The sequence below is a fragment of the Chryseobacterium sp. GW821-FHT04C04 genome (assembly GCF_059420365.1).
Window position 1 is genome coordinate 147,004 of sequence record NZ_JBWKTO010000004.1, and the last position, 24,454, is coordinate 171,457.

Here is a 24,454-nt window from a genome sequence, read left to right on the forward strand (position 1 = left end):
ATCTTAATAATTCTTCACCTCTAATAAAATCTTAATGGTTCAAATAAGTTTACTCAACTAGGACACAAATTGATCTATTGCTGAGTGAAACGCCTTTGTGAACGAAAACATAAAATATAAACCTTTAGCGTCTTTTGCGTTAAAAACTATGCGAATTGAAAGATACTAATAGTTTTCTTACTATTTTTACTTCAACAAAACAGGAAACAATAAAAGCTGAATGAAGAAAATTATTTATGGGCTGTTCTTCGGTGACAGCATTACCTACGGAGAATATGACGGAGTTTTTGGCGGGTGGGTAGATATTCTGAAAAGATATGCCCTGCAGAAATTTCACGAAGGAAATGGAGATGAACTGATCCTGTTCAATCTTGGAATAGGAGGAGAAACTACAGAAGGATTACTGAAAAGGATTCCCCACGAACTGGACGCAAGAAATTCTCCCGACGGGAATATCGTTTTTTTAAGCTATGGAGCCAATGATCTTGCTATAAAAGAGGGGGTGCAGATTGTAGATCCTGAAAAATTTAAAAAGAATATGAAGACAGCCATCATACATGCTGCACAATTTTCAAATGAAATTTATCTTGTAAGCATTCTTCCTTTCTCTCAAAAGATAGATGGAGTAGTAGTAAGCTCAGGGAAGTTAAGAACTAATGAAGAAGTGATCATTTACAACCAGATCCTGAAAGAGCTGGCAGCCGAAAATTCGTTGAAATATATTGATTTTTATGCTGCATTTTTAGAAGATAAAGAGATTTTACTGTCTTCAGACGGTGTACATCCTAATGAAAAAGGCTATGGAATGATGGCCGAACTCGCTATCCCAATCATTGAAAAATATTTATAATGCCACAATTATTTTCTTACGGAACATTGCAGAAGGAGCAGGTTCAAATCGAGACTTTTGGACGCCTTTTACAAGGTGAAAAAGATACTTTATCAGGATATAAACTCAATATGCTTGAAATTACAAATCCGGAAGTATTACGGAAAAGCGGGCAAAAATACCATCCGGTATTGGAGTTTTCAGGGAATGATGATGATCAGGTAGAAGGCGTGCTTTTTGAAGTAACAGAAGCGGAAATCTTCCTGGCAGACGAATATGAAGTAGACGATTATAAAAGAATTGAAGCTGTTTTTAAATCCGGAAAAAAAGGATTTATCTATGTTGGGAAATAGTCATTGCGAGCAAAGCGAAGCAATCCCACTAAACTCTTTTTTTTAATTCAATAGAAACGGGCTTTAGCCAAAACTTAAAAGACTCCTGACACACCGTTGTCACACTCTGTCTTTATCTTTGTCTTACAAAAAAATCAGGAAATGAATAACGTGAAAATAGAACCTTTTAAGATCATCGGGATCTCGGTAAGAACGACTAATGAAAATGAACAGGCAGCAAAAGATATTCCGGTATTATGGGGGAAAATGATGAACGAAAATATAATCAATTCGATTCCTAATAAAATAGACAACACCATCTATTCTATTTATACGGAGTATGAAAAAGACCATACCAAGCCCTATACAACGGTTCTTGGGTGCAAAGTAAAAAATCTTGACAATATTCCTGAAGGAATGGTAGGCTATTCTTTTGACGGTGGAGATTATGTAAAGTTTACGACAAAAGGAGACCTTTCAAAAGGTTTGATCATCAATGAATGGCTGAAAATCTGGGAAATGGATCTGGGAAGAGTATTTACAGCCGATTTTGAAGTCTATGGAGAAAAAGCACAAGACCCTTCAGATGCAGAAGTGGATATCTTAATTGCAGTGAAATAAAATCGAAAAGAAAAATATTGACTCATCAATAATAACAAAGCCTGCTGCATTAATGTTAGCAGGCTTTGTCTATTTTTACTATGGATTACTTATATAAAACATATTTTGTGTAATCATTAATTCCATCGTTATTATGATCTTCATTATCAGTAACAAGGAAGATGAATTTGTTGGATGAAAGTTCAAGCACTTTTGCGGTATTACTGCCTATTGTAACTTCCATATTGGCAGAAGAATAAGAGTAACTAATAGTGGCTTCAGCTTTTTGACATCCGGAACTGACACTGTTATAGTCTGTCATATAATACTTTCCGTCATTTCTGAATTCATAAGTGCTTTTCTTCTTGCAGTCATCAGGAGCATATTCTTTTATAACAGTCGTTTTATCAGTACCGGAAACTGTATATTGGGTTTGTATTTTCCATGTCCCCACAATATTTCCCGTAGTAGAATTTCCATTATTTTCTATAGGTAAAGTATCACTATCATTACCACATGATGAAAGAAGTACTAAACCTAGAACCCCCACCAAAATCTTTTTCATAAATTAATTTTTCGCGAACATAATAAAAAATATCCATTGAAGAACTTTGAATCTATAAAAACAGGTGCTTTATGATATAAATGGTAAAATGTATTTCCCATACACCAGAACCCCAACAATCACTGAGGCAATAGCTGTTAAAACAACAGCTCCTGCAGCAATATCTTTAATAAACCCGATTCTTTTGTCGAAATCAGGTTGAATGATATCACAGATCTTTTCAATGGCAGTATTGAAAATTTCAGCAGTCAGAACTGCAAAAGCAGCAATCAGGACCAAAGCAGCATCTGTACTATTCAGACGGAAATAGAAAATAAAGAAGAGGTTGACAAAAAATGCCAAAAGTTCAATCCGGAAATTCCTTTCTGTTTTTATCATCATAAAAACACCCCGGAAAGCATTGAGAAAACTTTTATGGATAGGAGGTTTTTGCATGATTTCTAACTTTTCACACAAAGATAGACTTTGTATTTTGATAAAAAAATGAATCTTCACGGAAATCAGAGCATAATGTCAAGGCTCAAAACAGATTAAGGATATTTGTTCAAAACTACTCCATATTATTCTTTTCTTTGTTGTATCTATTTATTATATTTGTACAAACTTATTTTATAAATCTATGAAATTTATTATTTCAAGTGGTGAACTGCAGAAGGCTTTGCAAACTGTAAGTGGCGTAATATCAAGCTCTCAATCGAGACCGATTTTAGAAAACTATCTTTTTGAATTAGACGGAAATAATGTTACCATTACAGCATCTGACGGCGAGACAACTCTTGTTACTTCTCTGGAAGTAAAGTCTGATGATACAGGTAAATTTGCTGTTCCTGCTAAAATTTTTCAGGATTTTATCAAGACATATGGAGAACAGCCTCTGACATTTGTTGTAAAAGACAATGCCGAAGGAACTGGCAGCCAGCTTGAGATTTTAGATGAAAAAGATAATTTCGCAGTAGCATTAGACAATGCGGATGACTATCCGGAATTGCCAGAATTCGACGCTTCACAAAGTGTGACGATGCCGGCAGGAGTTTTGTCTGAAGCTTTGACGAATACCCTATTTGCGACAAGTAACGATTCTCTTCGTCCGGTAATGACAGGAGTTCTTTTCCAGTTTGGAGAAAACGAAACCAATTTCGTTTCTACAGACTCCCACAGATTGGTGGTGTACAAAAGAGCAGACCTTATCAATGCTGAACCAATGGAGTTTATCATGCCTAAAAAGCCTCTGAACATTTTCAAAAATATCCTGGCAAGTTCTAATGAAGACGTTACGATCGACTTCAATGAGAATATGGCTAAGTTTACTTTTGGTAAGCATATCTGGATCTGTAGACTGATTGATGGAAAATATCCAAACTATACAGCGGTAATTCCGAAGGAAAATCCAAATGTATTGACGATCAACAGAAACCTTTTGTTGGGAGCGATCAAAAGAGCATCCATCATGTCTAATAAATCTACCAATCAGGTAAGATTTAAGCTTTCTGGAAATATTCTTCACCTTCATGCTGAAGATACTGAATATGCAAACAAAGCAGACATGCAGATTCCTTGTGACTACAACGGAGAAGATATCAATATTGGATTCAGTTCAAAATTCTTAACAGAAATGCTGACGATTTTAGGATCTGACGATATCACCATGAAAATGTCCCAGCCTAACAGACCGGGAATCATCGAACCTCTTGACGGTCTTGAAGAAAACGAAAATATCTTAATGTTATCAATGCCGGTAATCGGATTGTAATAGTAAAGTATACCAATAAAAAAGAAAGCCGGAATTTTCCGGCTTTCTTTATGAATTAGTGTTTGATGATTTTATTTAAAATCAATTTTTTGATTTAGCTCTATAGGATTGTTTTTTTCTCTTAAACTTTTTTGAATTTCAAAAGTTGATTCTCTGAAATTTAACTTTTTCATACCACCATTTCCATCATCAGTCATTGCTTTATATCCTGATGTTTTTATGTATGCATAAGGATCATTATAGAAATCCTGCATAAGCTTTTTGAATACTTCCCAATTGATTTCTTTTCCACCATTTTCTTCTGATGTATATAAATTTTTATGGTCAAATTTTTGAGTTTTAATTAATCGGAATGAATAATCTTCCTTATCATCATATATTTCTATAATCAAACCAGGCAAACCATGAAATATATATGGTCCTTCGGATATTTGAATTTCGTGAGAAAACCATGCTGTCCAATGTCTGCCTCCATATGTTGTTTCAGCTTTTTGACATTTTATATTTCCAATCATTCTGATATCGTCAGTTAATGTCCAATTCATGACATTAGTCATTGGGATATAAAACTTATCCCTGCTTATCATTGATGTGAAATATCTGAAAAATTGATTTGATTTTAGTTTTTTTTTCAGATATATTTGCTCATTAATGTTAGGGTAACCCATTCCATAGCCATTCCCATAATAGATCATAGAATCTGATTTTTTTCTTGTATCATCACGGAAAACTGATTCCTGATTTAAAATATCCAGATAATATATTTTGGATTTTGTTTTTTTATATAATGTTGATGGTCTATAGACAAGTTCATACATAATTGTCAAACTTTGAGAAGGAACAATAATATATGTAAGAAAAAAAAGAAGTAATATGACCTTTTTAAAAGTATATTTTTTATACATTTTAAGTTTATTATAAATCCCCTCTTTTACAAAAAAAAGGGGATAAATTATCTACATACATCTAAAAGCTGCCCATTCTCCTACGGAATTATCTCTTCCAATGTAAAGTCCACATTCAAGTCCATACTGAGCACAAATATCATTGTTGCCCGTACTGCACATGTCACCATAAGATGTTCCGCCTTTTAAATCTCTCAATTCATTTCGTGATAATTTTTTTAATTTTTTCATAATGCATTTATTTTAAAATTTGTAATTTAAATTTATATATAATTTTTTATTTTTAATTGTGGGAAACCGTATTTTCTAAAAAAAATCTATTTATAAGTAAATGAATCTCTGTTGGTTGTGTTTTTAAGTTGTAATATTCTTTAAATTACTATTATTACTTTATTTTGTCACTTTTAAAGAGCCTCTTTTTTAGTAGTTTTGTTCTAAATTAAAACGTTTATTTCGATCAATTTTCATCATGAAAATAAAAATACAGTCTTACCAAACCTCAGATTTTGCCGCAGAGTTCACAACTGAAAATTACAGTGTGATTCTATGGAAAGGGTCCGGTGTTTTTTCTGTGGATGATATCAATTATTCTTATAAGGGATACAATATCCTGTTTCTTTCTCCATACCAGAAGTTGAAGCTGGTGTCGGAGTCTGATGAAAATATCCATGTGCTTTTCTTCCATGGGGATTATTACTGTATAGAATATCATAAAGAAGAAGTGGCATGCAACGGGCTTCTCTTCAATAATATTTATCTGAATCCTGGGATTGAACTGTCTGAAGAGAACTATCATTATATTCTTGAGCTTTTTAATCATATCAAAAAAGAAGCATGTGAAAAACACCATTTTTCAGAATCCATCATCAAAACTTATATACAGCTTATCCTTGCGATTGGCAGTAAACAGAAAAGCAGCATTGAAAACAGTACGATTTCTACTGATAAGCTGCCGAATAAATATGCTGCAGAATTTCAGAAACTGCTGGAAGCCCATTTTAGAAATGAAAAAGAGCTGTCATTTTACAGTGACAAACTGAGCATCACCAATAATACATTAAGCAAAGCGGTAAAAAAAGAATTTGCAAAAACACCTACACAGCTGATCAATGAAAGAATCATCCTTGAATCTAAAAAACTGCTGCACCTAACGTATCGGTCTGTAAAGGAAATTGCTTCGGAGCTTGGGTTTACAGATGAATTTTACTTTAGCAGGTACTTCAAAAAATCGGTGGGATGCTCTCCCAAAAAGTACAGAGAAGAAGTAGGAATTTCTGTGGTGGCGAAAATGTCCATGTAATGTCCTCAAATATCTATGTTGGTGCTCTAAGCATGTGAATACCTTTGAAAAAAATAAATCACATGCAAAACAAGAGACTTTATGACCGTTTATTACAATTGGATACCTGGTTTTTCAATTTTCTAAGAATTTCAATCTTCATCGTTATGGCCTGGATTGGAGGCTTAAAGGCATTTCATTACGAAGCCGATGGAATTGTTCCTTTTGTTGCCAACAGCCCTCTGATGAGTTTCTTCTACAAAAATGCGGGCACTAAAGTTCTTAATGAAGATAAAAAACCTGTTGCAGAATATACTCTGTATAAAAACCCTGAGGGAAAAGTCGTTCAGAAAAACATTGATTGGCATCAGGAAAACGGAACCTATACATTTTCTTATGGATTGGGAACAATGATTATCGTGATCAGTATTTTGGTTGCATTAGGTATTTGGTTTCCTAAAATTGGAGCTGTTGGAGGGGCTTTAACATTTTTAATGTCATTGGTTACGCTGTCATTTCTGATCACGACTCCCGAAGTGTATGTACCCAATCTGGGAGGAGATTATTCCACACCTCAGTATGGATTTCCCTATCTCTCAGGAGCAGGACGTCTGGTCTTGAAAGATATTATCATGATGGCCGGAGGCCTGATAGTATTCTCTGATAGCTTAAAGAAAGCGGTGAGACCATCTCACTAATAAATCTACGAATCAGAAGCGAATCTATTAACGAAAATTTATTATCTTAAAGTCGCTTCTAAATTTCTCTATTTCTCAAAAAAACACGACATTTGTAGCTTGAAAAATCATACTGGAATACAGGGTGGAATTTCAAATAAAAGTTTCAAAATAGGGCGGATGAAATTCTAATACTCATCTGACGAATTAAACAAGTAGATAGATAAACAAATGAAAATATCAAACAACTGGCTGAAGGACTTTGTAAAAACGGAATCAAAAACTGAAAGAATCGGTGAATTCCTTACAGATATAGGTCTTGAGGTTGAAGGGATAGATAAATTTGAAAGTGTAAGAGGCAGTTTGGAAGGAATCGTTGTAGGTAAAGTATTAACCTGCGAGAAACATCCGAATGCTGACAAACTGAAGAAGACAACAGTAGACGTAGGAAACGGAAAAGTATTAAATATTGTTTGCGGAGCTCCTAATGTAGAGGCTGGGCAAACTGTTCCTGTAGCAGTTGTCGGAACTAAAATCTATGACAAAACCGGAAACTTTTTTGAAATTAAAGAAGCAAAAATCAGAGGTGAGGTTTCTCAGGGAATGATCTGTGCAGAAGATGAACTGGGTCTTAGTGAAGATCACGGAGGAATTATGGTGCTGGATGAAACCAAATATGAAGTAGGGAAAAACTTTGCTGACTATTTTGAGCTGACTAATGATGAGGTTTTTGAAATCGGATTAACACCGAACAGAACAGATGCAATGTCTCACTATGGTGTTGCCCGAGATTTGCATGCTTATCTTTCTACAAATCAACTAAAGTCGCAATTTAATAAAGTAGCTTCTGAAGCTTTGAATAATGAGGGAGCTCATGATTTCAAACTGGAAATTGAAGATGCAGAATTGTGTCCAAGGTATATCGGAGCTGTAATTGAAGACGTAAAAGTAGCAGAATCTCCATCTTGGTTAAAAGACAGACTGAAAGCGATCGGGTTAAGCCCAATCAATAACGTTGTAGATATTACCAACTATATTCTTCACGGATACGGGCAGCCGCTTCACGCATTTGATGCAGACAAAATTGCAGATAAGAAAGTGAAAGTAGGAGTCGTAAAACCGGGAACAAAATTTACTACTTTGGATGGGGTGGAAAGAACACTGAATGGTTCTGAAATCATGATCAAAGATGGTAAAGACCATCCAATGTGTATCGCTGGAGTATTTGGTGGTGCAAATTCCGGAGTATCTGAAACGACAAAAACAATATTCCTGGAAAGTGCTTATTTCAATCCGATTGCGGTAAGAAAAGGAGCAAAAGCCCACAGTTTGAATACTGATGCTTCTTTCAGATTTGAAAGAGGAGTAGACCCGAATATTACAAGAACGGCGATCACCCACGCTATTAAAATGATTCAGGAAATTGCTGAAGGAAAATTAGTAGGAGAGTTATTGGAAGAGTATCCTAAGAAAATAGAAGACAACTATGTGATCCTGAGATTCTCTAAAATTGAGCAGATTTTAGGAACAAAAATTCACAGAGAAAAAGTAAAGGAAATCTTAAAAGCATTGGAAATTCAGGTTTTAAATGAAATTCCTAATGGTTTTGAAATCTCTGTTCCTGCTTACAGAGCAGATGTAACAAGAGAAATAGATGTTATAGAAGAGATTTTAAGAATCTACGGATATAATAAAATTGATGCTCCACAGAAAATTTCGTTTACCCCGGTTAAGCTAAGTGCTAACGATCAGGATGAACTTGAAAATACATGGGCAAGAGGTTTACAGAGCCTTGGTTTCAATGAAGTGATGAATAACTCATTAACTTCTGTAAAAGATGAAACTGATGCGGTAAAATTGTTAAATCCTTTAAGCGGAGATTTGGCATTCATGAGAAAGTCTTTATTGGAAGGACTTCTTCAGAATACAGCATACAACATCAATAGAAAGAACCAGGACATCAAGTTCTTCGAATTAGGAAAAATTTATCACAAAAAAGAAAAATACGAAGAAAGAAAACAACTGGCATTATTGGTTTCCGGAAGAGATACTGCAGAAAACTGGCTTCAGCCGAAATCTGCTGTAAGTTTCTATAACCTTAAAGCTTATGTAAAGGTTTTATTGGAAAGACTTGCTGTAGACTATAAAGAAGTTGCTCTGTCTGATGAAAGATTCTCTGATGCATTGGTATATGAAGCAGATGGTAAAGCTTTGGTAAGAATCGGAAAAGTAGCTCCTGCATTATTAAAAGATTTTGATATCGATCAGGATTGTTTCTACGCAGAGATTGAACTGGAATATGCCCAGGAACTTCGTTCTAAAAACGAACTGAAATTCAAAGACATTCCGAAGTTCAACAAAATCAGAAGAGACCTAGCGTTATTGATCGATAAAAATGTAAACTATCAGGATTTATATCAGACCGCTAAAAAGAATAAATCTCCATTCATTAAGAGTGTTAATCTATTCGATGTGTATGAAGGTAAAAATCTTCCTGAAGGTAAGAAGTCTTATGCAATGAGTTTCGAGCTGTTAAACGAAGAAAAAACACTGGAAGAAAAAGAAATTACAGAAGTAATGGATTCTTTGATCAAATCTTTCCAGAAAGAATTCAACGCAGAGTTGAGATCTTAATACTTGAAAATATATATTTCATTATAATTGAAACGGACTTTATAAAGTCCGTTTTTTTGTTTTGAAACTGAGTTTATATGGATAGGCTTTGGCTAAAGCCATTTGAATATTGCTTTTTTAAGTAAACGGGCTAAAGCCCGTTCCTATTGAATATACTATTCGTGATATTTGTGAAATATTAGTGTTATTCGTGTTTAAAATGGAAGGGTTTTGTATTAAAGCTTGCTAAAACAATTCTATCCGAAGCCTTTATCCATTCCGTCAGGAACCTAAATATCTATAATTGTAAAATCTGCATAATCTTCGAGAGTATATTAAAATACAGATTCCTTGCTTTGCTCAGAATGACAAAAACACTGTAAATTTTATCGAAGATAAAATCCCTGCACCTTAAATCCGCTGCATATTAATATACTTGCGTCTTTGCGCTTTCCAATGTATAACTACAGATGGTACTTTCGTCCTTAAAAATAGCCCGGAAAAATATTTAAAATATAAGATGTTAAAGAATAATAAAATTTGCTGCAGCCCGTTTAGATAATATAATTTCCGTAAATTTGGATTAATTCAAAAAGTAAAAAATGAAAAATCTTTTTTTAAGTATATGTACAGCTGCCGTATTGGCTTCATGTGGAAGTATGACAAGCCCGTCTGCCTCTAAAGTAGGAAAGGCTCAGCCTGCTCTTGCCAGTACAAAATGGACATTGGCTGAAACGGTAAAAGGTAAAGTTCCGACATTGAATATTGAAGGAGAAAAGATCACTGGAAATGCAGGATGTAACAACTATTTCGGAACAGCTACCATAGATCCGTCTACAGGAAGTTTTACAGCGGGACAGATGGGATCTACGAAAATGATGTGTAGCAACATCGGAGTAGAGCAGAACTTTATGGATATGATGGGAAAAGCTAACAAATATGTGATTTCCGGTAATACTTTAGAATTGTACAAAGACAATCTTTTGCTATTGAAATTCACAAAATCAGAATAAAAAAACAAAAGGAACTCAATTGAGTTCCTTTTTTATGTTTAGAGTGTTATTAATCTTCCTCTTCTTCGTCGTACTTAGCCAATTCTTCGTCGCACCATTTGAACGCTGCTTCTACTACTTTAGTCGCCTCGTCTGCCATAGTTTCTTCATCATCACCCTCAAGATCATCTAACCACTCAACTTCTTCTTCCTCAACGTTTAAGATAAATCTTGGGTATTCTGTATGAACTACGAATAGATCTTCTGGAAACTCCGAATTATCTGCTAATAAAAACTTTGGTAATTTCATTTTTTTAATGTTTTAACTTTCTCAAAGATAAATAAAATTATTGATTTAAGATTACTTCAAAAACATTTTTGAAACTTTTTCAGCTTTTTTGCTTTCAGAATAATCGTAGAACCCTTCACCTGATTTTACACCCAGTTTTCCTGCTGTCACCATGTTTACCAATAATGGGTTCGGCGCATACTTAGGATTTTTGAAACCGTCATACATTACATTCAGGATAGCAAGACATACATCAAGACCAATAAAATCTGCCAGCTGAAGCGGACCCATCGGATGTGCCATTCCCAATTTCATTACCGTGTCAATTTCTTCCACACCGGCAACACCATTATAAAGAGTTTCGATAGACTCGTTGATCATTGGCATTAAAATTCTGTTGGCCACAAAACCAGGATAGTCATTCACCTCTACAGGAACTTTGCCCAATGTTTTACTCATTTCATAAATTGCATCAAAAGTCTCCTTAGAAGTAGAATATCCTTTGATAATTTCTACCAGTTTCATGATGGGAACCGGGTTCATAAAGTGCATACCGATTACTTTATCAGCTCTTTTAGTGGCTGCAGCAATTTTGGTGATAGAAATAGAAGAAGTATTGGTAGCAAGGATACAGCCTGCAGGAGCCAGCTCATCCATCTGGCCAAAGATCTTTAGTTTAAGATCCATATTTTCTGTAGCAGCTTCTACAATAAGATCTGCAGTTCCTACGGCATCCTTCAATGCTGTAAAAGTAGTGATGTTTCCTAGCGTTTCAGCTTTTTGCTCCTCTGTAAGGTTTCCTTTTGCAATGATTCTGTCAAGATTGGTAGTAATGGTTTTTAAACCTTTGTCCAGAGCTTCCTGAGATACATCTACAAGATTTACTTTAAAACCGCTTTGTGCGAAAGTATGTGCAATACCATTTCCCATGGTTCCCGCTCCGATAACTACAATGTTTTTGATCATTTTTCCTTTATTTTTTATAGATAGTTAAATTTTTTGATTCTGCAAGATCTGACTGTGCAACAATAAGTTCCGGATCAAAATTGACATTTCCTTTATTGCTTTGCTCTTTGCTGTTGTTTTGATTGGAAACAGTAGCCATAAGACCTCTTATAAGCCTTTTCTTTTGATTTTTTGTCAGATAATCTGTCCCCACGTATAATGTATATTCACCTTCTCTGCCCATTCCTTTTTGTATCAGGATTTCCAGGCTTTTGATCTGATATTTTCTCTTGAATTCTTTCAGAAAGCTGGCGACAGGTTTATCAGATGGCGGACCACAGCATACACTTCCATAGCTGATCTGTAAATAATTCTGATTCTTTTGTGAGTAAAAGAATGTAAAAGCTAATAGGGCTGTTGTTATTATTATTTTTTTCATGTTAAAATCGCTTAAAAATAAGCTTAAAATTTTATTTATTAAAATATTCCCAGACTTCCTTAGAAATATCAGAAATCATCCTGCAGTTTGCTGCGTCCGTTTCCATTGAGTTACTGACAAATACAGTTAATGCATAATGTTTGCCATTAGGTAAAGTAACGATTCCTATTTCGTTTTCTGCCCCTGTTAAGCCTGTTTTATTTTTTCCGGAAGCTCCCGTTTTTCTTGCCACAGGAGTATTTTTGGGAAGCTGTTCCACCATTTTGTTGAGTCCCGTTGAAGTAGAGAGCATAACCTTCATCAGATACTCTGTAGATTTCTTTGATACTAATTTTCCGTCGTACAGCTTTTTCAGAACGTCAACTGCAGATTTTGTAGTGCTGTAATTTTCATACTGAACATTCCAGTCTTTGTGCATGGCTTCTTCATTGTATTTAATCTGAAAACCTTTTACTCCTTTAGAATCCATGAACTTCTGAACAGTCTGTGTTCCACCCAATAGTTTGAGAAGAATATCACATCCATTGTTATCGCTTTTGGCAACAGTATATTCGATCACTTCACTTAACGGGATTCCAGCACTTCCTTCAGGATACTTGTCACGAAGCGGCGACCAGGTATTCTCCAGTACATTCGATTTGTTCAATACAATTTTCTGATCCAGAGAAAGTCTTCCCTGATCTACAAAATTCAGAACCGCTGCTGCAATATGAAATTTAAATACACTTTGCATAGGCAGCTTTTTGTCTGCATTTTTATCATACTTAAAACCATTTTCAAAGCCCAGAACAGAAACCCCGACCGTTGCTTTTTTATTCTTAAGAATTGAGTTTATTTTTTGTTCTAATATTGAAGTCTGAGCAAATGAGAATGCAGAGATCAGAAGAAAAAGGAATGCTGTTTTTTTCATAGTGGTATCATTAAAAAAGCCCTCTTCTGAAGACCGGAAGAGAGCTGCAATTTAAGATAATTATTACTATTTTACTTCAAAATAATTCAGATTGACCCCATCATTTTCAAAGAAAATTCTGATCTTGTTTTCTCCTTTCTGTAGAGGTATATTTTTTACAGAAACAGTGTTCCATGTACCTTTGCCTCCTGTTGAATGTAACGGAACAGAATACCTGATGTCAAGAGCGTAAATTTTTCTGCTTTAAATAAAATGTTAAATGATAGGGTGGGCATCTGATAAAAGTAAACTTTCTCACGAAGTCATTATGAAGCCTAACCAATTAATGCTTCGTTTGATTCGGAAAATCCTGTGTAGCATAACGAACTTTAATCTTCGGTAGCATCATGACAGGAGGAATTTTACCTGCAGTAACCAAAACTTGGTCTATTGGTCGCGCTTCAGAAGGGGAATCTGCAACAAATGCTTGAACGAGTCGGCTTCCGGATTGTGGGAGGAGAGTTTTGGGAATAGGAATGGCAAATCGATGCATTGTCAGCATCCAATCAGGGCGTCCACTGATAAGCTTTGTTGGAGGATGAACAATTTGTAAATCCACTGCATCAGCCAAAAGTCCGGTGGTAAATGGTTTTCCCTTGTTGAATAATACAACCGATCTATGTAACACTTTGGCGGATGCCTTTTTATAAAGGTCAATATCCGGGCGGTTCATAGGAATGGCGGAAAGTCCGGCTTGGTCTATTGTTAAAGGATTAATGCCTGTCTTTTCTTTAAGAACGGCGGCCATTTTTAGATAAGGCTTTTCTTCGCTGTAAATCGGTTTTTCTGCGGCATGACGCTCACCAACGTACACCAAAATTTTGCTTTCGGGAAAGGCTTTTACACCACGACGTATAAGGTTTTCGGCCTGTGCTTCTTCACGTTCTTTATCGGTATATCCGCGACCTGCAGTTTCGTAGGAAATGGGCTGGTATCCTATTGTTAAAGCTTGCCTTATAAAATCGGCAAAAACAGGATCATCCAGATAATATCCACTATAGGCATCACCAGCAGCTTTTACAACACCATCTTTGGAGAGTTGTTCCATTTTGGAACTTTCTTCATGGTCATCCGCGTAAGGTCTCAGTGCTTCTACCGCCAGAATCGTGTAACCGAGAGGTTTTAATGCCTGTGCTACTTCAAGAGCAAATGCACGGCCACGTGGATCCAAATGATTTTCGTTAAGAATAACAATACGTGTTTTGCGGGCACGCTTCACAATTTCTGCAATGGCAGGAATTCCTTTGGCTCGTTTTAAACCATCAATTTGTTCTTTAGGTACATGGAAATCTGCTCCTTTCGCTTTATTAAATGTTGGAATTCCTGTCATGGTTGACATAACTTGTGCCCATTGATCCACAATATCAGGATCGTCAATTTGGTCAATACTTTCAACATCTAAACGTTTTAGTAAACCAAATGAAGCATCCATATACTTTCCGTGTGACACATCCTTAATGGATTGTTTGTAAACAGCAATCAGGGTATCGTTGTTTATTTTTTTTATAGGTAAAATACGTTTAGTATGTTGTGCGGATACGATTGTAGCAGATAAAAATGTAAAAAGAAAAGTTAATACATTGGAAATGATGAATTTTTTGTTTTTCATTTAAGTCGATGTTGCTGTATGTAATATGCAATAATAGTTAAAATAAAATCATGAGAAATACTAATATCATTTATACATGAAACTTCTTGGAATTGGAAAAAGTAAAAAGAGACAAGAAACTTTAACATGAATTCATAGTACGTTAAGTAATGCCAAAAGAAATCCCTTTTAGATGCTAAAAGGGATCTGTAATGTAAAGAAATAATGACTATTTTACTTCAAAATAATTCAGATTGACCCCATCATTTTCAAATGCAATTCTGATTTTATTTTCTCCTTTTTTCAAAGGGACATTTTTGAAGGAAAATGTTTTCCAGTTTTCATTTTTTCCGGTCGCATCTAAAGGAACGGTAGCAAGCAACTCTCCGGAAGCCGTTTCAATTCTTATTTTAGAATCAGTAGCAGCCGAATATCTGATATCAAACGTATAATTTTTTGCTCCTTTCGATTGAACCGTATACTGAAGCCATTCTCCGGATTCCGTTTTTCCTACATAATACTGATTGGTAATTGTATCGTTACATTTATAGATATCTACACCGTCATTTCTCATCTGCTGTCCAAAGTTCCATTCAGACCTTTTAGCCGGATCACTTACCCAAAGATTAATGAAATCCTTATCCAGATAAGCGGCCCCGATTCTTCCCAAGTCATATTCCGAAGCAAATACTCTTCCCGGAACCTGATGATTTTTGAATGGCTTTGTTGAAGCATCCGTTGTCTGTCTGAACATCGCATCAATCACATCTTTTTTGATTTCCGTATTGCTCAGTTTATAATTGTCGGCAATTTGCATTAAAGCTTTCTTTGCATATTCTTTAGAAGGCTTTTCACCGCCATTTTTCCAGTAATCCAATAGTTTCTCATACTCAGGCGTGATTTTCACATTGGTAACTCCTGCGATGTTGTCAATCTTTTTCATTGGCCAGAATGCATACCCAATATTATGCTTATCCAAAAGCTGAATCAGCTCAGTAAACCATACATTAGAATTCTCACCGGTTTCCCCCAGCCAGATCGGTATATTATGTTTCTCTCTAAGGTCCAGTGCAAATTTCAGTGTCTGGTCATCATTATAGTTCCAGTATTTATGGAAACTGAACGCCATATTGTTGTCCCAGAGAGCCGGCAGCCCGTTATAATTATTTCCCCATCCATTTCCTTCAATGAAAATGATATGTTTCTTATCCACCTCTCTGATGGCTGCTGTAATATCTTTTTGAAGCTTCCATAGTGGAGCATTAGACATTTCATCAGTACCATTTGGGTTTTTACCTGTGAAATTAATATTAGGTTCGTTGATCAGGTCGTAGCCTCCAATCCATGGATTGTCCTTATATCTTTCGGCCAATTTTTTCCATAGCGCTATCGTTTTTCTCTGATTCTCTTCATTTTCCCACAACGAAGGCTTAGACTTATCATTATCAGAGATATTGGCATCATTTCCCTGACCGCCGGGAGCCGCATGAAGGTCCAGGATCAGATAGATTTTATTATCTGTACACCATCGAAGCAGATCATCAGTCATCTTAAAACCCTCTTCCAGCCACGTATCTTTGCCTTTTACAGCCTCTTTTTCAATCGGAAGAGTATAAAGATTGTAATGCATCGGAAGTCTTATAGAATTGAAGCCTGATTTTGCCAGAAAATCAATATCCTGTTTCGTGATTCCGTTTTTATGATAAGCTTTGTAGAATTCATTCATTCCATCTTCACCAATTAATTCTGCAATTTTCTCCTTAATTTTATACTGAGGTCCTGCAAAATCAGCTGTTTTCAGCATATATCCCTCCTGAAGCATCCAGCCGCCTGGACCAAGGCCTCTCAATTGAATATTTTCACCTTTATCATTAACAATTTTCTGCCCGGAAGTCTTTAATAATTGAGATGTCCCAAATTGAGACAATAAAACTGCGGATAATAGAATAGCTCTTTTCATAGTAGTTTCAATGGTTTAAAATAATAGGAAATATTTTTAGAAATTAGTCATAATGAATGGTCACATCATAATAAGAGTCTACATTCAGACCATTTATTTTGCCGGGAATCCATTGTATATGTGAAACAAAATCTTTCAATTGTTTATTGAATTGTTTTTCAAATATATTGTTTTTTTTGTTTTGAAATTCACTTTCTACTGATAAATCTTTAATTTTTCCGTTTTTAGTGAGTATAAACGTAGCAGAAGTATAAGAGTAATATTTTTCTTTTTTCCTAATGTATTCTTTAGGGATTGGGTGCTTTTGAAGGTAATCAACTTGAATTTTTTCAAACTGATTATCCATTGTGGAATTAGGATAACGTGAAAGCTCATCACATCTTTCATAAGAAAACACTTCATCAGGATGACTTTTTATAAACTGTCGTTTTGCAGTATCTCGCAAAGAGTCCATAAATTTCTTGCCGAAGCTTTTTAGAATAAGCCTGTTCATCTCAATTTCCCTGCAGTTTTCATACTGATCATTAGGAAATCTTACACAGGATATTGGGATTTGTTGGGTTTTTATATGATTCTGGTTCAGAAGTATGATAAATTCTTCTTCTCCCAGATAATCAGAGCCTAAACCGGAGAAAATGGTCCAGGTATAATTTTTATAATTGAAATCATTTTGAGCCTGCTTTTTTTGATCATCACAATCTATCTCGTAACCACTTTTCTTCTGATTACAAGATAGCATTGTAATAGCTGCCAGAAATAGAGCAGACTTTATTTTCATATTAACTGATAAGCTTCATAATTTGCAGAGCTATTTTTAGTGCTTCAGTTCCGTCTTCAAGGGATACTTCTACATTTTTGTCACCTGTGATGGCATCTGCAAAAGAATTTAATTCATCAAGAATAGCATTGTTAGGCTGAATATTCGGATATTCAAACAAGATCTGATTCTTCTCTCCATCAGCATTCTCAATGATCATATCAAATGGAGTAGGGCTTTCAGGAGCATCCTTCATTCTGATCACCTCAGCTTTTTTCTCAAGAAAGTCTACAGAAATATAGGCATCCTTCTGGAAGAACCTGCTTTTTCTCATGGCTTTCATAGAAATTCTGGAAGTAGTAAGGTTGGCTACACACCCGTTTTCAAACTCTATTCTTGCATTCGCAATATCCGGAGTCTTGCTTACCACACAAACACCGCTTGCATGGATGTTTTTAACCTTGGATTTCGCCATACTCAATAGAATATCCAGATCGTGAATCATAAGGTCCAATACTACAGAAACATCTGTGCCGCGTGGATTAAACTCTGCCAGCCTGTGGATTTCAATGAACATCGGATTGCTGATATATTCCTTAGTCGCAATGAAAGCCGGATTGTATCTCTCAACATGTCCTACCTGTGCCTTGATTCCATTTTCCTGGCATAAACGAAGAATTTCTTCTGCCTGCTCAAGAGTCTGGGTAACCGGTTTTTCAATAAAGAAGTGGAGACGTTTTTCAATCGCTTTTAAGGCGTAATCGTAGTGATAAATCGTTGGAGTGACAATATCAAGCATGTCAATCTGCTCCAATAATTCATCAAAATTTTCAAAATATGTATATCCGAATTCGGCTTCTAATTTCTTTCCGTTTTCAACATCTTTATCGTGGAAACCTACAAATTCATATCTATCTGATTGATTAAGAAGTTTTAAATGTATTTTTCCCAAGTGTCCGGCACCTACCAAACCTGCTTTTAACATAGCTGTATTAAATTTTTGTAAATATAGTGAATGTACATTTATAAAATACATGACTTTTCACTTGGAGATATTCAAGATGGAACACGTTTATTCATTAAAGAAATTATAGTAAATTCACGGTCTAAAAAATAACGATGAAAAGACTCATTTTGATGGTACTCTTCTTTGGATTATGTACTGCAGGATGTATAGGAGATAGCCCATATGACCCGCAGGCTAAATGTGGAACTCCAACAAATCTGATATTTGAAAAAGTGAATAACCGGCTTTCCTGGAGCATTATTAGTCAGGGCGAAGGATATTATGAAATACAGTATGGGGAACCTGGTTTTTCTTTAGGAAAGGGAACCACAGTGGTCACCAATAAGAATTCCTATAATCTTCCTCTATATAAAGATAATAAATATGACCTTTACGTGAGAAAAAATTGCGGAATAGACAATGGCCGCAGCAACTGGGCGGGACCTGTTACCGTTTTGGCCGGCAATACAACAACTTGTGTAAAACCGGGGTATGCAACGTATTCAAAAACAACTTCTTCTGTGAATTCTTCTGTTTTTGATGCTACAGTATCCTGGGAAAATGATGGGGTTTCTGCATATGAAACTGTTTTGACAATCAGTTCTGCACCTCCTGCAAGTGGAGATTTGGTGTTTGCAGGTCAAAAAGCCATCTATGTAGGGCTAAGTAAAACAGTGAATTATAACTTTTTTGTGAGAAAAAGATGTGCTGATAATACCTTCAGCGATTTTTACGGACCTTATCCGATAAAGTGGAATTAAGAAATAAGAATAAAGCAGTCATTTTTTGATTGCTTTATTTTTTGTGGATAATTCTTTGCTCCAATTTCTGAAATCTAAAATCTAATTTCTTACTTTTGTCAAATGCAGGATTCGTTTGTACATAAAGGAAAAAGAAAGATTTTAGTTGAATATCTTCGACACAGAATTGGAATTTCGGATGAAAATGTACTTCGGGCGATGAGTGAAGTTCCGAGACACCTTTTTATCGAAAGTATTTTTGAAGATTTTGCCTATGAAGACAGGGCTTTCCCAATTCTGGCACACCAGACCATTTCCCATCCTTCCACGGTGGCGGAACAGTCTGAATTGTTAAAGATAAAGGCAGGTGAAAAAGTGTTGGAAATCGGAACAGGATGTGGATACCAGACCGCAGTTTTATTGGCAATGAAAGCCCATGTATATACTGTGGAAAGGCAGAAGGATCTGTTTGATTTTTCTAAAAAGAAACTCAGAGAGCTGCATCTCTATCCCAAGTTTCAAAGCTTTGGGGATGGTTTTGCCGGATTGCCTACTTTTGCACCTTTTGATAAAATTATAGTGACCTGCGGAGCTTCCACACTCCCTACAGAACTGTTGAAACAGTTGAACATTGGAGGAATTATGGTCATTCCATTAGGACCAACGGATGAGCAGGTTTTATTCAGGTTTACAAAAGTAGGTCCTACAGAATTTGAGAAAGAAGAATTTGGGGCGTATAAATTTGTGCCGATGTTGGGAAATACCAATCAATAATTCTATCAAAAGAACGGAACTGGTAGAGGAACTGGTCTCAAACACCAATTCTTTAGTAAACCGATCTTATTAATAGGAACGGACTTTAGTCTGTTTTTTATCAATAAAAATTCACCAGACTTTAGCCAAGATTTAAAATCTTTTAACTCCATTTCGGAATGAAAATTGATGGAATTAAAACCCCTCGATCTTGAAATTCCTCATCAGGAAAAAATAAAATAGATACTGAACAAACATTCAGATGAAAAGAAATAAATTTTTAATATTAAAGTTCAATAACCTTACTTTTTGCGAGTGAGGTTTTTTATTTACAATCATCAAACAACAGTATAATGAAAGTTTTTATCAATAAAAGAATTCCCGAAACAGGAATTAAAATGCTGGAAGAAGCAGGCCTGGAAATGATAATACCGGAAAATGAAAACCTTTCTTACGAAGAATGGCTGGGCTATTGTAAAAATACAGATACCATCCTAAACGTAGGGGGTGATTTTAAATATGACAAGGAATTTTTTGATGCCTGCCCAAATGTCAAAGCTATTGCTTTATATTCTGTAGGGTTTGATCATGTGGAAATAAAAGAAGCCACACAAAGGCATATTCCGATTGGAAATACCCCTGATGTTTTGAGCAGGGCCACTTCTGATGTAGCTTTTTTACTCATGCAGTCTGTGGCAAGAAGAGCCAGTTATAATTTCCAGAAAGTAAAAGATGGAAACTGGAATGCATTTGATCCTTTGCAAGCTTTGGGACAGGAACTGTACGGAAAAACGCTGGGAGTTTTCGGATTGGGGCGCATTGGCTATGAAATGGCAGAGAAATCAAAGAAAGCTTTTGGAATGAATATCATTTATCATAACCGAAATCATAATGAAGAAGCAGAACGAGAATTGGGAGCAGCTTATGTTTCTTTCGAAGAGCTGATCAAAAACTCAGATGTATTGAGTGTTCATGCCAACTTTACCCCTGAGCATAAAGAATTATTCAATTATTCACTATTTGAACAGATGAAACCGAATGCTATTTTCATTAACACGGCCAGAGGAGGTTTTCACAATCAGAAAGATCTGTATAAGGCGTTGGTAGATAAGGAAATATGGGGAGCAGGCCTGGATGTCACCAACCCGGAGCCGATGGCATCGGATGATCCTATTCTTGGGCTTTCAAGTGTTTGCATTCTCCCACACATTGGATCTGCTACTGTTGAAGCCCGTAACGGGATGGCAAGACTGGCAGCAGGAAATATTATTGCTTTTTCAAAAAATGAAAAAATGCCTTATTGTGCAAATCCGGACGTTTATTCTGATCATTCATCATAACTTGGAATTATTTTTGTTCTGACTATATAAACCTAAAACCTTACCTATCATGGCACCAGAGAAAAATATTAATGAACAAAACAAGAGGTTAGAACAAATGGATTATAATCCTAATGAAGATATATTTAAGAAAGAAAAGCACATTTCGCTTGATGGAGACGGTAATCCTATTTTAGAAGAAGATTTTGACGAGGATAAAATTGATAAAGGTTTAGATATCCCCGGCACAGAGGATGATGATGAAATGGAAGAAATAGGAGAAGAAGATGAAGAGAATAATTACTGGAGTCTCAGCGATAATGAAGATGACCATGAAGAAGAAAACGATGATGTTTTAACCTAAATTTTTACGAAAAACAAACCAGCCTTATTGATTTTCAGTAAGGTTTTTTTATGTTGAATAAGGACTTCCTTGGGTAGGGGGAAATTCCCCTCCCTCGGAGGGGTGGATTCAAAAATTTACAGAATTTTTGAAGACGGGGTGGTTCCATAGTGCAGCACAATAAAACCCTCTAATTCCTTCATTACAACATTTAGATTATTCCTCACATCAAAATCTGTAATTCTGAAAATAAGCAGTCCTAATGACTCAAGAAATTCCTCCCTTATCCCATCATAAACCTGCTTTTCATCATGGCTTGAACCATCTATCTCAATAATAAGTCCCAGAGTTTTCACATAGAAATCAACGATATAATTTCCAATAATCCTTTGTCTGTCAAAATCAATTCTATGAAATTTTTTTGCACGGACTTTCTTCCAAAAGATCACTTCACCCAAAATTCGGGCTTTGCGTTTTTCTTTTAGTAATACTTTTAAATAGGGATTGTAGGGGAGGTTTTCCACGAAATTCCTACGGATTGAAATTCCATTGATAATGGTTAAGATTTCTTTCATGATTGTTTGTGTTTTTAACCACCCCGTCTTTCAAAGTTTTATAAACTTTGAAATCCACCCCTCCGGAGGAGGGGAATTGAGGTACATCTTTTCAAATATAGTATTTAATTCAAATCTTCGTTTTGTGAAAAGGCAAATAAGCAAATGTATTCCCTTCGCTATTTAGCTTACCCCCTTGCCTATATTTTCTAATTTGAATATCTTTAAAACTTCAAACATTGTTTCAACATAGACCTTTAAATAGCAATATGACATTTCAAGAACAGATACAGCAGGGGATTCCTAATCAGCTGCCACAACCAAAACCATACGAGGCCAATATCAACCATGCTCCGAAGCGTAAAGAAATTTTAGGAGAAGAAGAGAAAAAACTGGCATTGAAGAATGCTTTACGTTATTTTGATCCTCAGTTTCACGCAGAGCTGATTCCTGAATTTAAGCAGGAACTGGAAGATTATGGAAGGATTTATATGTACCGTTTCCGTCCGGATTATGAAATGAAGGCGAGACCTATTACAGACTATCCCGGAAAATCTGAGCAGGCGAAAGCGATTATGCTGATGATTCAGAACAATCTGGATTATGCCGTGGCGCAGCATCCTCACGAACTGATTACTTACGGTGGAAACGGAGCTGTTTTCTCAAACTGGGCACAATACCTTTTAACAATGAAATATCTGTCAGAAATGACGGATGAGCAGACGTTGACCATGTATTCGGGACATCCGATGGGGCTTTTCCCTTCTCATAAAGATGCACCAAGAGTAGTGGTGACGAATGGAATGATGATCCCGAACTATTCAAAACCCGATGACTGGGAGAAGTTCAATGCACTGGGGGTTACCCAATATGGACAGATGACCGCGGGAAGTTATATGTATATCGGTCCGCAGGGGATTGTTCACGGGACAACGATTACGGTGTTAAATGCTTTCAGAAAAATTAAAAAAGAGCCGAAAGGAGGACTTTTTGTAACCTCAGGATTAGGAGGAATGAGTGGTGCTCAGCCAAAAGCAGGTAATATCGCTGGCTGTGTTACGGTATGTGCCGAAGTGAACCCTAAAATCACCAAAATTCGTCACGATCAGAAGTGGGTGAATGAGATCTATGAAAATCTTGATGAACTGGTAAAAAGGGTAAGAGAAGCACAGGACAATAAAGAAACGGTGTCTTTGGCTTACCTTGGGAATATTGTTGAGGTTTGGGAAAAATTTGATCAGGCAGATTTAAGAATCGACATTGGGTCAGATCAGACTTCACTTCACAATCCTTGGGCTGGAGGGTATTATCCTGCAGGACAAAGTTTTGAAGAATCGAATATCATGATGGCTGAGAACCCTGAATTATTCAAAGAAAAAGTTCAGGAAACATTGAGAAGACATGCTGCAGCCATCAACAAACATACAGCAAAAGGAACGTATTTCTTCGATTATGGAAACGCCTTTTTATTGGAAGCTTCCAGAGCCGGAGCTGATGTAATGGCGGATAACCCTACATTGGGAAGAGAATTCAAATATCCAAGTTATGTACAGGATATTATGGGGCCTATGTGTTTCGATTATGGTTTCGGACCGTTCCGTTGGGTATGTTCCAGTGGAAATCCGGAAGACCTGCAGAAAACGGATGATATTGCATGTGCAGTATTAGAAGAAATGGTAAAAAACTCTCCTGAAGAAATTCAGCAGCAGATGAAAGACAACATCCAGTGGATCAAAGGAGCACAGGAAAATAAACTGGTAGTAGGTTCACAGGCAAGAATCCTTTATGCAGATGCAGAAGGAAGAATGAAAATTGCTGAAGCCTTCAACAAAGCCATTAGAAACGGAGAAATAGGACCTGTGGTATTGGGGAGAGACCACCACGATGTTTCGGGAACAGATTCTCCTTACAGAGAGACTTCCAATATCTATGACGGATCAAGATTTACTGCGGATATGGCGATTCACAATGTGATTGGTGACAGTTTCCGTGGGGCTACCTGGGTTTCCATTCACAATGGAGGTGGCGTTGGCTGGGGAGAAGTAATCAACGGAGGTTTCGGAATGCTGTTGGACGGAAGCGATGATGCAGACAGAAGACTGAAGTCTATGCTTTTCTGGGATGTGAACAACGGAATCTCAAGAAGAAGCTGGGCAAGAAACGAAGGCGCTATTTTCGCCATTAAAAGAGCCATGGAAGCAGAACCGAACCTGAAAGTGACGATTCCAAACCTTGTAGACGAAAACTTACTGTAATATATACCATTCAGC

27 protein-coding genes are annotated in these 24,454 nt (G+C 36.2%); 13 read left to right on the plus strand and 14 right to left on the minus strand.

Features of this window, described 5'->3' with window-relative positions; genetic code table 11:
• Positions 1-220: 220 nt before the first annotated feature.
• From AC07UM_RS13990 to AC07UM_RS14000, 3 genes are all read left to right on the plus strand, one after another.
• Positions 221-850 carry an SGNH/GDSL hydrolase family protein gene (locus tag AC07UM_RS13990; RefSeq protein WP_494683733.1) on the plus strand — a complete coding sequence of 210 codons (630 nt, stop codon included), beginning with the start codon at positions 221-223 and terminating at the stop codon, positions 848-850.
• On the plus strand, positions 850-1,182 hold the full coding sequence (locus AC07UM_RS13995; RefSeq protein WP_494683734.1) for a gamma-glutamylcyclotransferase family protein: 333 nt from the start codon (positions 850-852) through the stop codon (positions 1,180-1,182). The genes AC07UM_RS13990 and AC07UM_RS13995 overlap by 1 nt, the downstream gene beginning before the upstream one ends.
• A 141-nt stretch (positions 1,183-1,323) precedes the next feature.
• On the plus strand, positions 1,324-1,782 hold the full coding sequence (locus AC07UM_RS14000; RefSeq protein WP_494683735.1) for a GyrI-like domain-containing protein: 459 nt from the start codon (positions 1,324-1,326) through the stop codon (positions 1,780-1,782).
• An 85-nt stretch (positions 1,783-1,867) separates the two neighbouring features.
• On the opposite strand, the gene AC07UM_RS14005 is transcribed toward AC07UM_RS14000, so the two are convergent.
• Both AC07UM_RS14005 and AC07UM_RS14010 read right to left on the minus strand, forming a co-directional pair.
• On the minus strand, positions 1,868-2,326 hold the full coding sequence (locus AC07UM_RS14005) for a lipocalin family protein (RefSeq protein WP_494683736.1): 459 nt from the start codon (positions 2,324-2,326) through the stop codon (positions 1,868-1,870).
• A 69-nt stretch (positions 2,327-2,395) separates the two neighbouring features.
• Positions 2,396-2,761 carry a diacylglycerol kinase family protein gene (locus tag AC07UM_RS14010; protein WP_494683737.1) on the minus strand — a complete coding sequence of 122 codons (366 nt, stop codon included), beginning with the start codon at positions 2,759-2,761 and terminating at the stop codon, positions 2,396-2,398.
• 184 nt (positions 2,762-2,945) lie between these two features.
• Here AC07UM_RS14010 and dnaN point away from each other — a divergent pair, with 184 nt between their 5' ends.
• The gene (gene dnaN, locus AC07UM_RS14015) at positions 2,946-4,076 is read left to right on the plus strand and encodes a DNA polymerase III subunit beta (RefSeq protein WP_103232859.1); all 1,131 of its coding nucleotides are present in this window, start codon (positions 2,946-2,948) and stop codon (positions 4,074-4,076) included.
• A gap of 71 nt (positions 4,077-4,147) precedes the next feature.
• Here the strand turns inward: dnaN and AC07UM_RS14020 are convergent, their stop codons facing one another.
• Both AC07UM_RS14020 and AC07UM_RS14025 read right to left on the minus strand, forming a co-directional pair.
• Positions 4,148-4,981 carry a GLPGLI family protein gene (locus AC07UM_RS14020; protein ID WP_494683738.1) on the minus strand — a complete coding sequence of 278 codons (834 nt, stop codon included), beginning with the start codon at positions 4,979-4,981 and terminating at the stop codon, positions 4,148-4,150.
• Between the two features lie 51 nt (positions 4,982-5,032).
• Positions 5,033-5,212 (minus strand): bacteriocin-like protein, encoded by a 180-nt coding sequence (locus tag AC07UM_RS14025; protein WP_494683739.1) that lies wholly within the window; start codon positions 5,210-5,212, stop codon positions 5,033-5,035.
• Between the two features lie 238 nt (positions 5,213-5,450).
• Here AC07UM_RS14025 and AC07UM_RS14030 point away from each other — a divergent pair, with 238 nt between their 5' ends.
• From AC07UM_RS14030 to AC07UM_RS14045, 4 genes are all read left to right on the plus strand, one after another.
• The gene (locus tag AC07UM_RS14030; RefSeq protein WP_494683740.1) at positions 5,451-6,281 is read left to right on the plus strand and encodes an AraC family transcriptional regulator; all 831 of its coding nucleotides are present in this window, start codon (positions 5,451-5,453) and stop codon (positions 6,279-6,281) included.
• Positions 6,282-6,343: 62 nt separating this feature from the next.
• Complete coding sequence (locus AC07UM_RS14035) at positions 6,344-6,958, plus strand: DUF417 family protein (protein WP_494683741.1); 615 nt, start codon at positions 6,344-6,346, stop codon at positions 6,956-6,958.
• Between the two features lie 210 nt (positions 6,959-7,168).
• On the plus strand, positions 7,169-9,571 hold the full coding sequence (pheT, locus tag AC07UM_RS14040) for a phenylalanine--tRNA ligase subunit beta (RefSeq protein ID WP_494683742.1): 2,403 nt from the start codon (positions 7,169-7,171) through the stop codon (positions 9,569-9,571).
• 581 nt (positions 9,572-10,152) lie between these two features.
• On the plus strand, positions 10,153-10,563 hold the full coding sequence (locus AC07UM_RS14045; protein ID WP_494683743.1) for an META domain-containing protein: 411 nt from the start codon (positions 10,153-10,155) through the stop codon (positions 10,561-10,563).
• Between the two features lie 49 nt (positions 10,564-10,612).
• Here AC07UM_RS14045 and AC07UM_RS14050 read toward each other — a convergent pair whose 3' ends face one another.
• From AC07UM_RS14050 to AC07UM_RS14090, 9 genes are all read right to left on the minus strand, one after another.
• Complete coding sequence (locus AC07UM_RS14050; RefSeq protein ID WP_002977986.1) at positions 10,613-10,852, minus strand: DUF8828 family protein; 240 nt, start codon at positions 10,850-10,852, stop codon at positions 10,613-10,615.
• A gap of 51 nt (positions 10,853-10,903) precedes the next feature.
• On the minus strand, positions 10,904-11,794 hold the full coding sequence (locus tag AC07UM_RS14055; RefSeq protein WP_494684260.1) for a 3-hydroxybutyryl-CoA dehydrogenase: 891 nt from the start codon (positions 11,792-11,794) through the stop codon (positions 10,904-10,906).
• 10 nt (positions 11,795-11,804) lie between these two features.
• Positions 11,805-12,215: a hypothetical protein gene (locus AC07UM_RS14060; RefSeq protein WP_494683744.1), complete on the minus strand. Its 411-nt coding sequence runs from the start codon at positions 12,213-12,215 to the stop codon at positions 11,805-11,807.
• Positions 12,216-12,246: 31 nt separating this feature from the next.
• On the minus strand, positions 12,247-13,125 hold the full coding sequence (gene bla-A / locus AC07UM_RS14065) for a CGA/CIA family class A beta-lactamase (protein WP_494683745.1): 879 nt from the start codon (positions 13,123-13,125) through the stop codon (positions 12,247-12,249).
• Positions 13,126-13,191: 66 nt separating this feature from the next.
• Positions 13,192-13,359 (minus strand): carbohydrate-binding domain-containing protein, encoded by a 168-nt coding sequence (locus AC07UM_RS14070; protein WP_494684261.1) that lies wholly within the window; start codon positions 13,357-13,359, stop codon positions 13,192-13,194.
• A gap of 88 nt (positions 13,360-13,447) precedes the next feature.
• Positions 13,448-14,773: a hypothetical protein gene (locus AC07UM_RS14075; RefSeq protein ID WP_494683746.1), complete on the minus strand. Its 1,326-nt coding sequence runs from the start codon at positions 14,771-14,773 to the stop codon at positions 13,448-13,450.
• A 208-nt stretch (positions 14,774-14,981) separates the two neighbouring features.
• Complete coding sequence (locus tag AC07UM_RS14080; RefSeq protein ID WP_494683747.1) at positions 14,982-16,712, minus strand: cellulase family glycosylhydrolase; 1,731 nt, start codon at positions 16,710-16,712, stop codon at positions 14,982-14,984.
• Between the two features lie 43 nt (positions 16,713-16,755).
• Positions 16,756-17,490: a hypothetical protein gene (locus tag AC07UM_RS14085; RefSeq protein ID WP_494683748.1), complete on the minus strand. Its 735-nt coding sequence runs from the start codon at positions 17,488-17,490 to the stop codon at positions 16,756-16,758.
• Position 17,491: 1 nt separating this feature from the next.
• On the minus strand, positions 17,492-18,454 hold the full coding sequence (locus AC07UM_RS14090) for a Gfo/Idh/MocA family protein (RefSeq protein ID WP_494683749.1): 963 nt from the start codon (positions 18,452-18,454) through the stop codon (positions 17,492-17,494).
• A 134-nt stretch (positions 18,455-18,588) separates the two neighbouring features.
• Between AC07UM_RS14090 and AC07UM_RS14095 the strand changes: the two genes are divergently transcribed.
• The 4 genes from AC07UM_RS14095 (at position 18,589) to AC07UM_RS14110 (ending at position 21,651) form a co-directional block, all read left to right on the plus strand.
• Entirely contained in the window at positions 18,589-19,236 is a 648-nt protein-coding gene (locus AC07UM_RS14095; RefSeq protein WP_494683750.1) for a hypothetical protein, read from the plus strand.
• A 102-nt stretch (positions 19,237-19,338) separates the two neighbouring features.
• Entirely contained in the window at positions 19,339-19,989 is a 651-nt protein-coding gene (locus tag AC07UM_RS14100; RefSeq protein WP_494683751.1) for a protein-L-isoaspartate(D-aspartate) O-methyltransferase, read from the plus strand.
• Between the two features lie 332 nt (positions 19,990-20,321).
• Positions 20,322-21,308 (plus strand): 2-hydroxyacid dehydrogenase, encoded by a 987-nt coding sequence (locus tag AC07UM_RS14105; RefSeq protein ID WP_494683752.1) that lies wholly within the window; start codon positions 20,322-20,324, stop codon positions 21,306-21,308.
• A gap of 49 nt (positions 21,309-21,357) precedes the next feature.
• A complete protein-coding gene (locus tag AC07UM_RS14110) occupies positions 21,358-21,651 on the plus strand; it encodes a hypothetical protein (protein WP_103234119.1) in 294 nt (97 codons plus the stop codon).
• 116 nt (positions 21,652-21,767) lie between these two features.
• On the opposite strand, the gene AC07UM_RS14115 is transcribed toward AC07UM_RS14110, so the two are convergent.
• Positions 21,768-22,205, minus strand: coding sequence for an endonuclease domain-containing protein (locus AC07UM_RS14115; protein ID WP_494683753.1), 438 nt, complete (start codon positions 22,203-22,205; stop codon positions 21,768-21,770).
• A gap of 248 nt (positions 22,206-22,453) precedes the next feature.
• Between AC07UM_RS14115 and hutU the strand changes: the two genes are divergently transcribed.
• Entirely contained in the window at positions 22,454-24,439 is a 1,986-nt protein-coding gene (gene hutU / locus AC07UM_RS14120) for a urocanate hydratase (protein WP_494683754.1), read from the plus strand.
• Positions 24,440-24,454: the final 15 nt, after the last annotated feature.

Excerpts from the sequence above, each read along its gene's own strand:
- AC07UM_RS13990 (WP_494683733.1), top strand. The coding sequence starts at position 221 with ATGAAGAAAATTATTTATGGGCTGTTCTTCGGTGACAGCATTACCTAC.
- AC07UM_RS13995 (WP_494683734.1), top strand. The coding sequence starts at position 850 with ATGCCACAATTATTTTCTTACGGAACATTGCAGAAGGAGCAGGTTCAA.
- AC07UM_RS14000 (WP_494683735.1), top strand. The coding sequence starts at position 1,324 with ATGAATAACGTGAAAATAGAACCTTTTAAGATCATCGGGATCTCGGTA.
- AC07UM_RS14005 (WP_494683736.1), bottom strand. The coding sequence starts at position 2,326 with ATGAAAAAGATTTTGGTGGGGGTTCTAGGTTTAGTACTTCTTTCATCA.
- AC07UM_RS14010 (WP_494683737.1), bottom strand. The coding sequence starts at position 2,761 with ATGCAAAAACCTCCTATCCATAAAAGTTTTCTCAATGCTTTCCGGGGT.
- dnaN (WP_103232859.1), top strand. The coding sequence starts at position 2,946 with ATGAAATTTATTATTTCAAGTGGTGAACTGCAGAAGGCTTTGCAAACT.
- AC07UM_RS14020 (WP_494683738.1), bottom strand. The coding sequence starts at position 4,981 with ATGTATAAAAAATATACTTTTAAAAAGGTCATATTACTTCTTTTTTTT.
- AC07UM_RS14025 (WP_494683739.1), bottom strand. The coding sequence starts at position 5,212 with ATGAAAAAATTAAAAAAATTATCACGAAATGAATTGAGAGATTTAAAA.
- AC07UM_RS14030 (WP_494683740.1), top strand. The coding sequence starts at position 5,451 with ATGAAAATAAAAATACAGTCTTACCAAACCTCAGATTTTGCCGCAGAG.
- AC07UM_RS14035 (WP_494683741.1), top strand. The coding sequence starts at position 6,344 with ATGCAAAACAAGAGACTTTATGACCGTTTATTACAATTGGATACCTGG.
- pheT (WP_494683742.1), top strand. The coding sequence starts at position 7,169 with ATGAAAATATCAAACAACTGGCTGAAGGACTTTGTAAAAACGGAATCA.
- AC07UM_RS14045 (WP_494683743.1), top strand. The coding sequence starts at position 10,153 with ATGAAAAATCTTTTTTTAAGTATATGTACAGCTGCCGTATTGGCTTCA.
- AC07UM_RS14050 (WP_002977986.1), bottom strand. The coding sequence starts at position 10,852 with ATGAAATTACCAAAGTTTTTATTAGCAGATAATTCGGAGTTTCCAGAA.
- AC07UM_RS14060 (WP_494683744.1), bottom strand. The coding sequence starts at position 12,215 with ATGAAAAAAATAATAATAACAACAGCCCTATTAGCTTTTACATTCTTT.
- bla-A (WP_494683745.1), bottom strand. The coding sequence starts at position 13,125 with ATGAAAAAAACAGCATTCCTTTTTCTTCTGATCTCTGCATTCTCATTT.
- AC07UM_RS14075 (WP_494683746.1), bottom strand. The coding sequence starts at position 14,773 with ATGAAAAACAAAAAATTCATCATTTCCAATGTATTAACTTTTCTTTTT.
- AC07UM_RS14080 (WP_494683747.1), bottom strand. The coding sequence starts at position 16,712 with ATGAAAAGAGCTATTCTATTATCCGCAGTTTTATTGTCTCAATTTGGG.
- AC07UM_RS14085 (WP_494683748.1), bottom strand. The coding sequence starts at position 17,490 with ATGAAAATAAAGTCTGCTCTATTTCTGGCAGCTATTACAATGCTATCT.
- AC07UM_RS14090 (WP_494683749.1), bottom strand. The coding sequence starts at position 18,454 with ATGTTAAAAGCAGGTTTGGTAGGTGCCGGACACTTGGGAAAAATACAT.
- AC07UM_RS14095 (WP_494683750.1), top strand. The coding sequence starts at position 18,589 with ATGAAAAGACTCATTTTGATGGTACTCTTCTTTGGATTATGTACTGCA.
- AC07UM_RS14100 (WP_494683751.1), top strand. The coding sequence starts at position 19,339 with ATGCAGGATTCGTTTGTACATAAAGGAAAAAGAAAGATTTTAGTTGAA.
- AC07UM_RS14105 (WP_494683752.1), top strand. The coding sequence starts at position 20,322 with ATGAAAGTTTTTATCAATAAAAGAATTCCCGAAACAGGAATTAAAATG.
- AC07UM_RS14110 (WP_103234119.1), top strand. The coding sequence starts at position 21,358 with ATGGCACCAGAGAAAAATATTAATGAACAAAACAAGAGGTTAGAACAA.
- AC07UM_RS14115 (WP_494683753.1), bottom strand. The coding sequence starts at position 22,205 with ATGAAAGAAATCTTAACCATTATCAATGGAATTTCAATCCGTAGGAAT.
- hutU (WP_494683754.1), top strand. The coding sequence starts at position 22,454 with ATGACATTTCAAGAACAGATACAGCAGGGGATTCCTAATCAGCTGCCA.